The 14,037-nt window shown below is 65.0% G+C and carries 10 protein-coding genes; 8 read left to right on the top strand and 2 right to left on the bottom strand.

Annotation, left to right across the window (positions count from 1 at the left end):
• Positions 1-284: 284 nt before the first annotated feature.
• The 7 genes from OG876_RS43790 to OG876_RS43760 all read left to right on the top strand — a co-directional run bounded on the left by OG876_RS43790 (position 285) and on the right by OG876_RS43760 (position 7,304).
• Positions 285-1,370: an IS630 family transposase gene (locus OG876_RS43790; RefSeq protein ID WP_442914071.1), complete on the top strand. Its 1,086-nt coding sequence runs from the start codon at positions 285-287 to the stop codon at positions 1,368-1,370.
• A 373-nt stretch (positions 1,371-1,743) separates the two neighbouring features.
• The gene (locus OG876_RS43785) at positions 1,744-2,499 is read left to right on the top strand and encodes a tryptophan 2,3-dioxygenase family protein (protein WP_328522653.1); all 756 of its coding nucleotides are present in this window, start codon (positions 1,744-1,746) and stop codon (positions 2,497-2,499) included.
• 30 nt (positions 2,500-2,529) lie between these two features.
• Entirely contained in the window at positions 2,530-3,564 is a 1,035-nt protein-coding gene (locus OG876_RS43780) for a 2OG-Fe(II) oxygenase family protein (protein WP_328522652.1), read from the top strand.
• Positions 3,557-4,435, top strand: a complete 879-nt coding sequence (locus OG876_RS43775; RefSeq protein WP_328522651.1) for an SDR family oxidoreductase — start codon at positions 3,557-3,559, stop codon at positions 4,433-4,435. Before OG876_RS43780 ends, OG876_RS43775 begins: the two co-directional genes overlap by 8 nt.
• Positions 4,410-5,645, top strand: a complete 1,236-nt coding sequence (locus OG876_RS43770) for an aminotransferase class I/II-fold pyridoxal phosphate-dependent enzyme (RefSeq protein WP_328522650.1) — start codon at positions 4,410-4,412, stop codon at positions 5,643-5,645. Before OG876_RS43775 ends, OG876_RS43770 begins: the two co-directional genes overlap by 26 nt.
• A gap of 114 nt (positions 5,646-5,759) precedes the next feature.
• Positions 5,760-6,863, top strand: coding sequence for a cytochrome P450 (locus OG876_RS43765; RefSeq protein ID WP_328522649.1), 1,104 nt, complete (start codon positions 5,760-5,762; stop codon positions 6,861-6,863).
• 60 nt (positions 6,864-6,923) lie between these two features.
• Positions 6,924-7,304, top strand: a complete 381-nt coding sequence (locus tag OG876_RS43760) for a nuclear transport factor 2 family protein (RefSeq protein ID WP_328522648.1) — start codon at positions 6,924-6,926, stop codon at positions 7,302-7,304.
• A gap of 1,250 nt (positions 7,305-8,554) precedes the next feature.
• Here the strand turns inward: OG876_RS43760 and OG876_RS43755 are convergent.
• Positions 8,555-8,854, bottom strand: coding sequence for a Mu transposase domain-containing protein (locus OG876_RS43755; protein ID WP_328522647.1), 300 nt, complete (start codon positions 8,852-8,854; stop codon positions 8,555-8,557).
• 561 nt (positions 8,855-9,415) lie between these two features.
• Positions 9,416-13,033, bottom strand: coding sequence for a MobF family relaxase (mobF, locus tag OG876_RS43750; RefSeq protein WP_328522646.1), 3,618 nt, complete (start codon positions 13,031-13,033; stop codon positions 9,416-9,418).
• A gap of 670 nt (positions 13,034-13,703) precedes the next feature.
• On the opposite strand from mobF, the gene OG876_RS43745 reads away from it, so the two are divergent.
• On the top strand, positions 13,704-14,033 hold the full coding sequence (locus OG876_RS43745) for a hypothetical protein (protein WP_328522645.1): 330 nt from the start codon (positions 13,704-13,706) through the stop codon (positions 14,031-14,033).
• Positions 14,034-14,037 lie beyond the last annotated feature (4 nt).

The following is a 14,037-nucleotide window of genomic DNA, read 5'->3' as shown; positions in this document are numbered from 1 at the left end:
CGCACCTACCACCGCCGCAGACGCCAAGCCGCCCTCGGCCGGTTGACCCCCATCGAATACGAAACAATCATGACCCCACCGGCCAGTCAGGCCGCGTGACCGAAACTGTCACCCCCTCGTGCAGCAGACCCATCGTCCACTGGTAGTAGCGCGCACTGCTGTTCACGACAGCGCCATTCCCGGAACGCGCTTGCGGATGGCGTCCAGCTCCGATTCGTCGGCGATGCCCTGCTAGTGTCGCGTGTAGTTAGTTGATTTACGGTTGGTGTGCGTCAGGATGGGGTATGGCGAATCGACCTGCTGCTGCGCTGGTTCTTCGTGAGGGTGATCGGGAGCGGTTGTTGCGGATGGCTCGGTCGTCGTCGGGCCGGGCGGGTCTGGCGCAGCGGGCGCGGATCGTGCTGCTGGCGGCCGACGGTGAGGCGAATACGGCGATCGCGGAGCGGGTGGGGGTTTCGCGGCCGACGGTGATCGGCTGGCGGGAGCGGTACGCCGAGCGGGGGCTGGGCGGGTTGGATGATGCGCCGCGTTCGGGGCGGCCGCGGGTGGTCGACCATCGCAAGATCGTGGCGGAGACGCTGAAGCCGCCACCGAAGCGGCTGGGGGTGACGCACTGGTCGAGCCGGCTGATGGCCGCTCGTCTGGGAGTGAGTAATGGCACGGTGGCCAAGGCCTGGCGCGATTACGGGGTGCAGCCGTGGCGGGTGGAGACGTTCAAGTTCTCTACCGATCCCGAACTGGTCGCCAAGGTCACCGATGTGGTCGGGTTGTATCTGGCGCCGCCGGAGAACGCGATCGTTTTGTGTGTGGACGAGAAGTCGCAGGTCCAGGCGTTGGACCGGACCCAGCCGACGCTGCCGATGCAACCCGGGCTGGCCGAGCGGCGCACCCATGACTACGTCCGGCACGGCACCACCACGCTCTTTGCGGCCCTGGAGATCGCCACCGGCACGGTGACCGCAGCGGTCAAGCCCCGGCACCGCCACCAGGAGTTCCTGGCCTTCCTCAAGCAGGTCGCCAAGGCCTACCCCGACCACGGGGACGGCACCGAACTCCACCTGGTGATGGACAACTACGCCGCCCACAAGCGCCCCGAGATCCGTGCCTGGCTGGCAGCCAACCCGCGTATCCAGGCGCACTTCACCCCGACGTCCGGATCGTGGCTCAACCTGGTCGAGGTCTGGTTCGGCATCATCGAACGCCAGGCCATCCGCCGCGGCACCTTCAACTCCGTACGCGACCTCAACACCAAGATCCGGGCCTTCATCGACGGCTGGAACGACCGCTGCCACCCCTTCGTCTGGACCAAGACCGCCGACCAAATCCTCAGGAAAGCCAACCGTCAGACCACTTCAAACACGGACCACTAGTCGTACCGAAGGCGGGTTGGGGCCTGGAGCGGTTCCACCCCGCGCTGCGGCGCCTCGATGTGTACGTAGAAACGTCTGCCAGGTGGCGGGATCCGCATGGCATGCTGCTTGACGGGCCTGCGCGGGTGGCGGCGAAACCGGCCGCGTTGAATGCACTCGGGTTGCCCCGAGGGTCCGGATCCGTCACATCCACACCGTCTGAATCTCCTGGAGCAACAGGCCCGGCGCCGGTTTCAGTACTGCTTCAGCCAACTTTCAGCATGGCTGACTAGAGTTTCCCTGCTCGGCTGCTCAGGCGTCCCACTAGACTTGCCGCGCTCCAGAGCTGGGTCATGCTCAGGCAAAGTTCTTGTCCAGGATGGATGGGACGGCTATGCGGAATGGCAGGGGTAGCGCGTATAGCGACTATCTGTGTCTGGACAGGATCCTCGACGCGCAACACCCGCGAGCGGACGGCGATCTCGGCTGCACGGAGCATTTCTTCATCGTCGCCCATCAGATCAGTGAACTTCTCGCGAAGCAGGTCCTGCTGGACTGTGCTGCAGGTGCACGATTGATGGAATCGGCGCAAGCGGATCCGGCCGCAGCCCGCGGTGTGCTGGTTCGGGCTTCGGCGATCGTGGACCTGATGACCGCCCATCTGCGGGTGCTGCTGAAGATGTCGCCGCGGCAGTTCGCACAGTTCCGTCCGCTGCTCGGTCACGCAAGCGGCGCTCAATCTCGTCAGCTCCACGAACTGTTCTCCTACCTCGGTATTCAGGGTGGCACCGGTCTGCTCATGTCGGCCTATCTCGGTCTGCTGTCCCGGCACGAGCTGGAGCTGGAGACGGTCTACTCGCCGTCGTCCGGCACCGGTGTGCTCTTCGACCTTGCCGAGGCGCTCGCGACGATCGCCGAGGCTTCGTGGGTCTGGCAGATCACGCATATCCAGGTCGCGCATCACATGCTCGGTTCGGCGCTAGGCACGGGCGGTTCCGACGGCGTCGACCATCTGATGAGGCGAGCGGTGTTCCCGTTTCCTGCGCTGTGGGCCGCCAAGACGGCGGCGCTCGCTTCGAATCAGGCCCATGCCAACGGAAGCGCCGGCGTCGGGTTTCCAGGTCGCGATGATCCAGGTCGGACCTCATGACCCGGGGAACGGACTCAGAAGGAGGCAACCATGCCGACCAACAAGGTGCATGCTCAGTTCGAGCAGGTTGACAAGGGAATCGAGTACAACCTCGCGGAGACCCGCAAGGACGTCTTCGACGACGACTTCGAGTTCCAGCAGTGTGACATGTCGGATCTCACGGGTGATCTGTCGTCACAGCGCCGCTTCCGGGACACCCTCGGGGCGGCCCTAGAAGATGTCGGATTCGCGATCCTGGTGAACCACGGGATCGAGGCCGCACTGTTCGACGAGACCCACGCCGGGGTCGTCGAGTTGTTCCGGAACACCCCGATCGCGCGGAAGCTCGAATTCGTCGAGACGGAGTCCCGGGGGTCGGTCCGGCTGGGATATTTTCCGTTCCAAAAGAGCACCCGGCTGCAGCCGGACCTGGTTGAGGGTTGGGAGTTCGACCGGGCGGCCTTCAGACTCCCGGGTGGCGGCGAGGACGCCCTCAGCTTCTGGCCCGAAGAGCGGTTCGAGCGCCTCTTCCGCCGGCAGTGGGAGGCCTGCGAGCGCCTAGTCGTTCCGCTCACGCACGCGATGCTGGACTATTTCGGCTCCGACACCTCGCTGTACGACGACGAGTTCGCACCGCCGAAGGCTGTGCTCAGGTTCAACTTCTATCCCCCGGTCGATGACGTGGCCAAATCCGCCGGGGCCGGCCGGCTGGTGGCGCACGAGGACATTACGTTCTTCACGCTGCTTCCGGCGGTCGCGGCGGAAGGGCTGCAGGTCTACCACCCGCGCCTGGGCACGTGGACGAGACTCAACGCCCCGCGAGGCTCCATCGTCTTGAACAGCGGGGACTATCTGAAGCGGATCACGAACAACAGATTCCAGTCGTGCACACATCGCGTCAGCGTGCCGCGCAACCCCGCGGAGCGCCGAATGCCGCGCACCTCGTTTCCGTTCTTCGTCTACCTGCACGAAGAATCCGTGCTCCGCGTACTGCCGTGTTTCACCGAGACGGCCTACGAGCCGGTCAAGGCGTACGACTTCCACAGGGCGGTGACGCGGAAGTTCTACGGCGACGGCGATGGGTGACCCCCCATCCCCGGGGACCGGAAGGTCGCGGCCGACTGTTCTGATCACCGGCGGATCCAGCGGAATCGGAACAGCATGTGTTCGGGCCTTCGTACAGGCCGGGTACCGGGTTTGGTTCACCTACCGGAGCGGCGAGCAGGCTGCCGCATCGCTGGTTGACGAGGTCGGAGAGCAGAATGCCGTCACCTACTACCTGGACCAGGGCGACTGGGATTCGGTACAGCAACTCGTCACCGAACTCCCTGCGGCACCCGATGCGCTCGTCCATTGCGCGGGCCTGGGTAGCGCAACCGTGAACGACTACGCCACCGAGCCACAGGAGCGGCAGAGGGCGCTCCTGACTGTGAATGCGCTGGGTCCCTTGTGGCTCACCGAGGCGCTGCTGCCGCAGATGACCCGCCGCGGGCGCCAGGCGAAGATCGTCTTTCTGGCGTCGGTCGGCGGCGGTATCACTCAGTTCCCCGCATTCAACCAGGCCGACGGAATGAGCAAGGCCGCAGTGGCCTTTCTGGCCCGCAATCTCGCCGCAAACCTGGTTCACGATCCGGTCGATGTCTTCGCCGTTTGCCCGGGTGCCACCGATACGCCGATGCTCCAGGCCAGCACGCTGTCGAAGCTCACCCCGCCCCAGCGCTCTGCGCTCATCAACGCCTTGCCCGGGTCACGTCTCATTATCCCACAGGAGATCGCCGACCTTGTTCTCTTCCTGTGTTCCAGCTCAGCCGGTGCCCTGCACGGCTGCATCCTCGACGCTTCACTCGGCCTCGGCGTGCGACCCGGCCTCCTCACCGAACTCCCTCCCCCGGCAGGCCCGGCCGGCTTGGGCCCAGTGGTCGGCGTCCGCAATGACACTGGTCGACGCAGTGGTTGATCGACCGGTGTCCCGGCAGACCTCCGAGATGATCGCCGCAGCACAGCCGCAGCTGGAGTTCCTTCTCGCCTCGTCCCGCTGGGCTCAACGGAACCGTAGTCCTGACGGCGCGGACTTCGTGGCCGGCAATCCGCAGAGCGTACTGCCCGGCTACGTCCAGGCTCTGGAGAGTGCCCTGACACCGCGAGACGATCATTGGTTCGGGTACAAGGTCAGCGAAGCGACAGCCCGGCGTGGTGCGGCCGCAGCGCTGCGAGAGCGCCGGGGGAGTGCCTACGAAGCCGACGACATCGTCATGACCAATGGGGCGATGGCGGGGTTGCTGGGCGCCCTGCGTACTGTGGTGGACCCAGGGGACGAGGTCATCTTCTTCAAGCCTTCATGGTTCTTCTACCAGGCTCTGATCACGGCATGCTCAGCGGTCGCTGTGCCGGTGATGCTCTCTCCACCGGCATTCGACCTTGACCTGGACCGGCTACGAGCCGCGATCACGCCGCGGACCCGGGCAGTCATCATCAACTCGCCGAACAACCCGACGGGGCGGATCTATCCGGCTGAAGCGCTCATCACGGTCGGACAGCTACTCACCGAAGCCGCTAGCCGACACGGCCGCGCCATCTTCCTCATATCCGACGAGGCTTACAGCCGCATCGTCTTCGACCGTTCCGCCTACCCGAGCCCCGCCGAGTACTACGAGAACTCCTTCCTCGTCTACACCTACGGCAAGACCCTCCTCACCCCCGGCGAACGGCTCGGATATGTAGCATTGCCGCCCACTATGCCGCACCGCGCCGAGCTCCGCGCCGCCTTGATCGCGACGCTGTTTCTCTGCGGATATGCATTTCCCGACGCCGTCCTGCAGCGGGCCCTGCCTGATCTGGAGCAGCTCTGCCTGGACCTGGGTGCCCTTCAGAGGCGCAGGGACCGGCTGGTGACGGCATTGCGTGAGCAGGGCTACGTCCTCGCCGTCCCTGAAGGCGCCTTCTACCTACTCCCGAAATGCCCGATTCCGGACGACGTCGCGTTCGCCGACTATCTCGCGCAGCAAGACGTCTACGTGCTGCCCGGCTCGCTGGTCGACCTACCGGGATACTTCCGCCTCTCCCTGACCGCGAGCGAAGAAATGATCGAACGGGGGCTACCGATCTTCCGGAAAGCGATGGACCTCGCCCCTGCCCTCATCAGTCCTGCACAAACCGGCACCTACTGATCGGCGGAGATCGCCATGGACACCGCAGAAGCACAATGTCCGCACGTACCGTTCCATCGGCCGTACGGATTCGAACCGGCCCCCGACCTACACCGGCTCGCGCGGAGGCAGCCGGTGACGCGGGTCCGCGTCCCCACCGGACAAGAGGCCTGGCTCGTCACCGGCCACGCCGAGGTGCGCAGCGTCCTCACGGACCGCCGGTTCCGAGCTCCAGGTTCCTTCGAGCGAGCGACCGACTACGGCATCCCCCTGGCCTTCCAGCGCTCCGGCAGCCCGCTGGCGGTCGACGGCCTTGAGCACGCTCAATTGCGCAGCGTCCTCAAGGCGGCTTTCTCGGCGCGCAAGATCGCTGCCATGCGGCCACGTATCGAGGCCATCACCGATGGCCTTCTCGCCGAGATGGCTCAGCACCGTTCACCTGCCGACCTCCATAGCCGTTTCTCATCCCCGCTTGCCGTGCTCGTCGTCTGCGAGATGCTTGGTGTCCCCGTGGCTGATCGCGCCGGTGTGGCCGCCTTGGCCGACGAGGCGAACGTCAACAGCCTCGGTAACCAGGAGGAGGCGGGCCGCGCCTGGGACGACCTCTGCGGCTTCATTCGCCCCCTTGTCGAGCACAGCCAACAGGCACCCTCCGACGACCTCATTTTACAGATCGCGACCCAGCACGCCGCCAGCGGATTCACCCCTGAGCAGACGGCCACGCTCATTGCCACCATGGTCGTCGCCGGGCACCAAACCACCGCGGTGCAGATCGAGTGGGGCGTCCTCGCCCTCTTGCAGCATCCTGCACAGCTGTCACGTGTCCTTGCTGAACCACATGTTCTGGCGCGGGCGGTCGAGGAGATCGTCCGGGCGTACCCCATCGGCGCCCTGATGGCCGTGCCCAGATTCACCGCCGAGGACTCAGTCGTCGCAGGCACCTCCATCGCGGCCGGCAGTTTGGTCCTGGTGTCTGTCCAGGAAGCAGGATTCGATCTCGCCCACTTCGAGGATCCGCAGAAGTTCGACGTGGACCGCGCGGACAATCCGCACCTCGCGTTCGGCTTCGGCCCCCACTACTGCACCGGCGCAGCACTCGCACGGCTTGAGATAGAAATCGCGCTCGGAACTCTGTTCCGGCGATTCCCGTCCCTGCGAGTCGCCGTGCCGCTCGACGAACTAGAGGTCAACCAGGCCAATATCGCCGGCGGACTCGTTGAGCTCCCCGTGGCCTGGTAAGGCCGACGCCATCGCACCGCCCACGAGCCGGTGAATCAATTCCAGTGAACGGAGAAGCCGATGCACCCCAACGAGTCGGTAGTGCGAGAGATGCTCATCGCCCACGGTAACGCCGACGAAGCCCGGCTCGTCGACCTGATGACCGACGACGTCGTCTACCACATTCCCGGTGACAATGCTCTCAGCGGCACGTACACCGGACGGGACGAGGTTTTCCGGCTGCTGGCACGGCAGGTCAACATCATCGGACGCCGATTCGTTCCTGAGTTCAAGGAGATCCTTGCCTGCGACTACCACGTCATCGTCCTCGCCGACACCGTCCACCACAGCCTCAGCTACCGCATGGCCAACGTCTATCACCTACGCCACGAGCAAATCAGCGAATGCTGGATCGGCGTCACCGACGGCATGCTCGACTTCGATCGCTTCTGGTCAGCGTGAGCCCAACGGCCTCCCGATCTGTCCTCGGCTGCCTTCAGAGATGCTCAACGCTGAGTCCGTTGGAGGCTTTGCTGGCGGGGTTGCTTGTTGGGTTGTAGGGACGCGCCAGCAGTCCGTCATCATTCGAGGTGCCGATACCCAGGCCAGGCGGGCCGTAGGGCGACAAACCCAAAGGCCGGCGCCGTGGCTCATGACCGGCTCTCCTCGCGGGTCGCCGTACGTCTGTTTGGTCTGGGGTGCTGGGGCTGCCGAGCCTTGGAATGGGCGAGGCCGTAGGAGTCGCTGCCGGTTCGATGATGTTGCCGCCGAAGGTGAGCCGGTCGACGATGGCGGCGCAGAGCCTGGGATCGGTGAGGTCTTGCTCCAGCCACGGGACGACTGGTTGGAGGCGATCGCGAGGGAGTTCTTCTCTCCTCGCGTTCGGTGAGAAACCTGTTAGAGCAGTTCAGCGCCGCGCCGGTCGAGTTCATGCGTACCGCGAGCAGGTCGACACGGCCACAGCGGGCGATCGTTTTGGTCAGGATCTTGTCATCGGTCGCTTCGACGGGTTCGTTGACCAGCTTGCTGGCGAAGGTGCATTTCACTCCGGTAGCCGGCCGTCGCGGCCTCGGCGCCGCGCGCGATAAGCAGATGGGATTTGCCGGTGCCGGAATCACCGATCAGACACAGTGGCTGGCCTTCTTCACCCACTTCGATGTGGCCAGGGTATGGATGACGGCCGCGTCGATGTTGGGTTGGCGTCGAGTCGAAGCTGCAGATCGACTTTCTCCCGCGGCAGTAGGGGCCTTGCTCCGCCGTTCAGAGCGGCGCCGGGCACGGTCGGCACACTCGTCCGGGAACCCCAGATACGACAGCTGCTCGGTGGCCGCCTCCTTGCCAGGTTCGGGAACTGGGCGCGGACGGTCGGCAGCCGCAGCATCCGGCAGGCCTGGTCGACCGCGGCGTCGGCGGCGTGTTCGGTCATCGTTCGCCGACGTGGACGGCTCACGGAGGTGGGTAAGCGAGGAGATCGGCGGTTCACGGTGATGCTGATCTCCTCGCCCGGCGTGGTGCAAGGTGTTCCTGACAGGTCCGTGTCAGCGGCTCTGCGCTTCCAGTGCGACCGCGTCGGCGGTGAGCGTGCCTGGCTGCAGTGCGATGGTCAGACCGGCGACGACCGCGTCGTGGGCCATGTGGCGGTGCAGGAGCAGCGCCTCGATCAGTGCCCGGGTGCCGGCGGTGTCGCCGTGGGCCTCGCAGACCGCGGCCCATCAGGCGTCATGCACTGTGGTGAACTTCCCGCCGCCCGGGGCCTGTTCGAGTGCGGTCGCGCCGGACAAGGCACCGGGTTTGCGGACCACGGCGTCCACTTCGTGGTCCCGCTCGAGGCGCGAACCGCTCTTGGTGAGTAGCCGCTCGTGGCGGGCCGCGACGGTATTGCCGTCATCGACGGCCAGGTTGGAGGCGTGTAACAGCACCCGCACGATCCGCCCCATCGACCGGACCGGCACCGAGTACCGGTTCGTGCTGACGGTGATCGGGGCGTGCCGGTCGACTCGGGGGTGAACCACCGCCCGGCCTCGAAGTCCTCGACCGGTGGCGGTTTCAGCAACAGTTTCTCCACCGCGAAGTACTCCCCGATGGTGCGTGGCCTCGACCCGATCCGGCGGGCATCGTTATCAATATCCCAGTGCCCAGGAGTCGGTTCAGCTCGGCCAGGCTGTCTCGAGGGACAGATTGCCGTCAAGTCCTTGACGATAGTCGACGCCCCGTCGGAGATCGTCGCCTTGCCACCACCAAAGGCCGCCGCCAACTCGCTCGCCAAGGTCTCGTCCGCCGCATGTGCGAAGGACTCAGGCTCCCCGGAATGTGATGGCGAGGCACTTCAAGCCCAGCAAGCCGCGGAGGCCCTCGAGCTGCAACTCGCAGGATGGGAACCGTACATGGGATAGCTCGCTGACGGCGAGGACCAACATGTCAGCAGCCAGGCCGCCGCGGCCGGCGAGAAGCTGGCCTTGGTGCTTGTGGACTCCAGTCAATCTGCGTCCACCGCCCAAGCGGCTCCTCAGAGATGGCTCGCGGTCTACCGATGGCGATCGAAGAAGTATGCGTCCGCGTTGGCGTCCAAGAGCCTAATGGTCGATCGTCGGCTTGGCGGTGGAATCGGAGCTGGCGCTTGAGGTTGCATCCGGTGTCGCTGGCCTCGATAGCCTGCTGTCGATGATCTCTTGCAATCTCCGCTTGAGGCGACTGTGCCGGCGCTGTTCGGCTTGAGCTGTGGATTGCGGTGAGCCGAACGGATCAGGTGCGTGGACCTGATAGAGCTCGCGGTAGGCGGCGATCTCGCGGACGAGGTGGCGCCGCAGCTCGGTCGACTCTGGTAGGGAATCGATGAGACGCCGGTACCACGGCTCGTTGGCTGAAGAGGCTTGTTCCAGGAGCCAGTCAGCGCGCTGGGCGACCTGCGACTCGATGTCCTGGAGGGCGGCTTTGTAGGTGGGGTTGGAGACGTGGACGGAAGGCGTGACTAGGCCGGCGATGAGTGTGGGTGATGTGTCGCACGTGCGTCGTTCTGCTCGTGTGATGACATGTTCGACACGAGCGTGCAGGACCGAGGCGATGTCGTTGGCGTTGGTGAGGGAGGACTGGGTGACGGCTTGGCGGAGGGTGGTGGGGACGTCTAGGCCTAGGTGTTCGGCGCGGCGTAGGGCGGTGATGAGGGGGCCGAATGCGAGCGAGGACTGGAGGGCGGCTTGGTCGACGGGGTCCAGGCCGCTGTTGGCGATGGCGGGGCGGTAGCGCTCGCGGGCGTCTAGTTGGCAAAGGTGTTCGTGGATGGGGACTAGGCGGTTGAGGCGGGTGCCGTCGTCGATTTCTGTGCGCATGACTTCGTGGGCGGAGCGTTCGATGCCGTCTTGTTCGAGGACGGCTTCGAGGACGTCTTGCATCGTTTGGGGGAATTGGGGTTCGTGCATCTCGGCGGTCGTCGTCTTGGTGGCGACGTACGCGCGGTTGCTGTGGCGGCCGCGCGTCATGCCGACGTACATGAGGGCTCGGGTGAGCTTGTCGGTGACGAGTAGGTGCGCGGTGTCTACGGTGGCGCCCTGGGCTCGGTGGGTGGTGGTGGCGTAGGCGAGTTCGACGGACTCGCGGACGTAGGCGCTGGGGAGGGTGACGGTTTGGAGGTCGTCGTTCTGGACGGTCAGGGAACCGTCGTCCCAGCGGCGGATGACGATCCATCGGTTGCCGTTCTGGACGAAGCCGTGCTGGCCGATGCGGAGGCGACGGTTGTTGAGGCGGGTGACGATGTGGTCGCCGAGGCCGACCTGATTGCCGTCGTGGAGGACGATTCCGTCTGGTTCGACCTCGCCGGTGGTGACCCGATCGAGGTGGGCTCGGGCGTTGAGGCGGGCGACGGTGGCGTTATCGGCGGCGATCAGGAGGCTGGTTTGGCCCGCGGTGCTGTCGGCTTTCCATGCGAGGTATGCGGCAGTCTCCATGTCTTCGAGTGATCCGTGGAGGAGCCGGTTGCGATCGTCGTAGAGATCGATGACCTGCGGCTGTCCGCCGCGTAGTTGCAGGGTGGCTTCGCGTTCCCACTGGTTGCTGAAGCGCCAGACGTCGCTGAGTTCGGCCGCCTTGGTGTCATTGGCGATGAGACGGAAGGCACCGCCGACATCTGCAGCGCCGAGTTGGGCGTCGTCACCGACGAGCAAGAGCTTGGCGCCGGCCTTGTCGGCTTGGCTGGCAAGGGTGGCGAGCTCCATGGTGCCTGCCATCGAGGCCTCGTCGACGATGACGAGTTGGTCCTGGCGGAAACGCCATCTGTCTCGTTCGGCGTACGCTCGGGCGAGCTCCGCAGCGATGCGCTGGTGACGTCGGCGGCGGCCTGTTGCCTCGGATGCCTGTGCTGCGCGTTCGAGTTCGCTGATCCAATGGTTGCGTTGATCGGCGGCGACGCCGACGGCCTCATGGATCCACTTGGCGACGTTGTCCGCCGGCAGACCGAGGGTGTCGGCCAGCACGGTCGCTGCGGCGGATGAAGGTGCCAGGGCGATGATGGATCCTTGGCCATGGACTGCCTCCCAGCTCGTTTTGAGAGCAGCCAGGAGGCTGGTTTTGCCGGTGCCTGCTGGTCCGATGAGAGCTTCGACCGTCTGACCGCTCAGCACTATTCGGTGAAGTGCTGCGAGCTTGTCATCGCTGAGGTTCGGAGCCTGCAGTTGGCGCAGCGGGATGGTCGGGCCGTCCGGCTTTGCTGCAAGCTCGAGCAGAAGGTTCTCGGCGCCTAGGATCACGGGAGACGTGAAGATCTCGCCGTTGTGGATCGTGAAGACGCCCTGCCCATCGGCTCGATGTAGCGGTGCAGTGATGGTGGCAGCCGGAGTAATGCTGATCGACTGTCGCTCGGCGTCGCGGACGATTGCCTCGAGCACCTGCATGCGATCTTCGGTGGTCGACAGTCGCAGAAGGCGGGTCTGCCGCGCTGCCTCGGAGAGGAGGTTCCACCGTGTCCATGTGGAGCGCTTCGTCTGCAGCGCGAGCACAGTTGTGGCTCCGTACGCGTGGATTGTGTCGCTGCCGAGATCGGCGGAGGTGAGTGGTCGGTCCGTGGCCTGGTTGAGGACTTTTTCGATGATGGCGGACGCTTGGCCGTGCGTGACCTGCTCAGCACGCTTCCGCCAGTCGCGCATCATGTCCGAGAGCGGTTTGGCCAGATGCTTTGGTGGGCGGTTCATCAGGGTTGCTCGTTGGCGAAGGACGTATGTCTCGTGGCGGCTGAGTGGATGGCTCTCGTCGCCGCGCTCGGCCCGCAGGGTCGCGAGATTCGCCTCGATCTGTTCGGTTCGTGACGAAAACTCGCGGATCAGTTCGTTCGGGATTCCGTCGATCTCGAAGGCTGGGTTGCGGCGTTCGCCGCGTTCTCTGAGTTGCCATGCGACCCCGAGACGACGGCTGAGGTTGTCGGCAAGGAGGGCGTTGTGTACCTCGGACATTGCCACTGTCGCGGCGTACAGGACCCTGCCGTCGATCGTGCGCCAACGACCGTCGTCGGCCCCTTGAACGCGGTTCGCCACAACCAGGTGAGTGTGGAGCTGAGGATCGCCACTTCTGCTGTCCCAGTGATCGAAAGCGGTGGCGATCACGCCACAAGTGTCAAGCTGCGCGACGCCGTCCTCGCCAGCTCGAGTGAACACGGCTTGCTCCTCGATCAGCCCGAGTACGTCGCCGACAGCCTCGTGGTGGGCGGCGACGATCTGTTCCTGGATGCCGACATCGGCAGTTGCCCACAGCGCCGATACTGATTTGACGGGCGAGAACGTCAGGTCGTAGCCGGCAACTGCCTGCTTCGTCTTCTGGCGTGCCTCGGTCTTGCGGATCTCGTCGATCGCAAGGTCGCGCTGTGCCTGTGTCAGTGCTGGATTGAGTGCACGTACCTGCTCTGTGACCCGGTCCTTCGCGGACTTGAAGACGCGGTATGGCTCACCGAGCGTCGTACCCGTGATTGGGTCTTCTGCTCGTCCGAAGAGCGCGGCCATCTGTTGCTCGGTGACCTCAGTTCCGGCCGGCAACTGACCCTTGCCGAGTCCACTCAGCCCGCGTCCAAGCCATCGCCCGGCCGGGTAGCCGGATGCTGCGTAGTACGCCGTCAGCGGTGTCGCCATGCGCCGGTCCACGTCGCCGGCCGCGACGTGCTTGAGCAGATAGGTGTATCCATCACCGGCGTTTAGCCGGTGGATGCTCAGCACCCGTCGCCGCGCTCCTCCGGCGTCATGCCGGCTCGATGTCTGCTCAGTTTGGCTTGAAGTACGGCGTTCTGACCGCGAAGACGGAGGACCTCCCGCTCGAGATCGGCGAGTTCGGCAACAGCTGTCCGAACCTTCTCGATAACAGCGATCGGCCTGTCCTCGTCGAGCAGACTAAGCAGGATTTGCCGGGCTGTCTGAGTAGGTAGCGTGGCGGAAGAGCCATCCGCTGCTAACGCGCGGACAGCCGATCTCAGCAGGCGCCAGTGGCGCAGACGGCAGCGATCCGAACAGAACCGTTGGTCGGATCGACGGGCGATGAAGAAGGCGGCGCAGTGCTCGCACGCTCGGTCGTTGACGCGGCCATCTCTGTTCACGGTGTGGTCCACGACCGCTCAACGCTGGGACCCACGACACATCGCGTCTAGTCGTTTCGGCGACAGAAACGCCTTGCATGCAAGAAGTGTGATCGGTTTGTGCCTGAACGCGCCCAGCCCGTCGGCGGGCCGGCGCGTGGCGAGTGCTGGCGCGCAGGTTGGCGCAGTCCCGAACGTTGAACTTCTGCGATGTCTTTCGCCGCGCCGGTGAGAGACGAAGTTGTCCACAGATTCGGCCGGAGCCTGCCGAGGAGCGACGGTTCTGACGCATCTTCCCCTGTGACGAGAGGAATTCCATGAACAACTTCGAAGTACCAAGCCGCGTGACCGAGCTGGTCATCGAGGCGGAGGCGATCGTCGAGGCGTTGGAGGCGAAGGCGCCTGGCGGGAGATGGGCGATGACGGCGTTCAGCCGGTTTCGATCTCTCCAGTTGCTCGGTGCGCCGTACCATCCCTACGACGGTGATCTGGACGGCGACCCCGCCGAGCTCTACGCGCAGGCTGCCAGTGAGATTGACCAGCTCGATGTTCCGATCGATCATCTCAGCTGGCGCCTCGCTCTGGCTGATGCTTTGAGGTCGGCGGCCGCGGACGTCCGGATGGTCCAGGACGCGTACGACGTATGAGGAC

The organism is Kribbella sp. NBC_00359 (genome assembly GCF_036097425.1).
Classification (GTDB): Bacteria; Actinomycetota; Actinomycetes; order Propionibacteriales; family Kribbellaceae; genus Kribbella.
Note: the sequence above shows the minus strand (reverse complement) of the source record. Positions and strands in the feature narration are given on the sequence as shown.

Excerpts from the sequence above, each read along its gene's own strand:
- OG876_RS43790 (WP_442914071.1), top strand. The coding sequence starts at position 285 with ATGGCGAATCGACCTGCTGCTGCGCTGGTTCTTCGTGAGGGTGATCGG.
- OG876_RS43785 (WP_328522653.1), top strand. The coding sequence starts at position 1,744 with ATGCGGAATGGCAGGGGTAGCGCGTATAGCGACTATCTGTGTCTGGAC.
- OG876_RS43780 (WP_328522652.1), top strand. The coding sequence starts at position 2,530 with ATGCCGACCAACAAGGTGCATGCTCAGTTCGAGCAGGTTGACAAGGGA.
- OG876_RS43775 (WP_328522651.1), top strand. The coding sequence starts at position 3,557 with ATGGGTGACCCCCCATCCCCGGGGACCGGAAGGTCGCGGCCGACTGTT.
- OG876_RS43770 (WP_328522650.1), top strand. The coding sequence starts at position 4,410 with ATGACACTGGTCGACGCAGTGGTTGATCGACCGGTGTCCCGGCAGACC.
- OG876_RS43760 (WP_328522648.1), top strand. The coding sequence starts at position 6,924 with ATGCACCCCAACGAGTCGGTAGTGCGAGAGATGCTCATCGCCCACGGT.
- OG876_RS43745 (WP_328522645.1), top strand. The coding sequence starts at position 13,704 with ATGAACAACTTCGAAGTACCAAGCCGCGTGACCGAGCTGGTCATCGAG.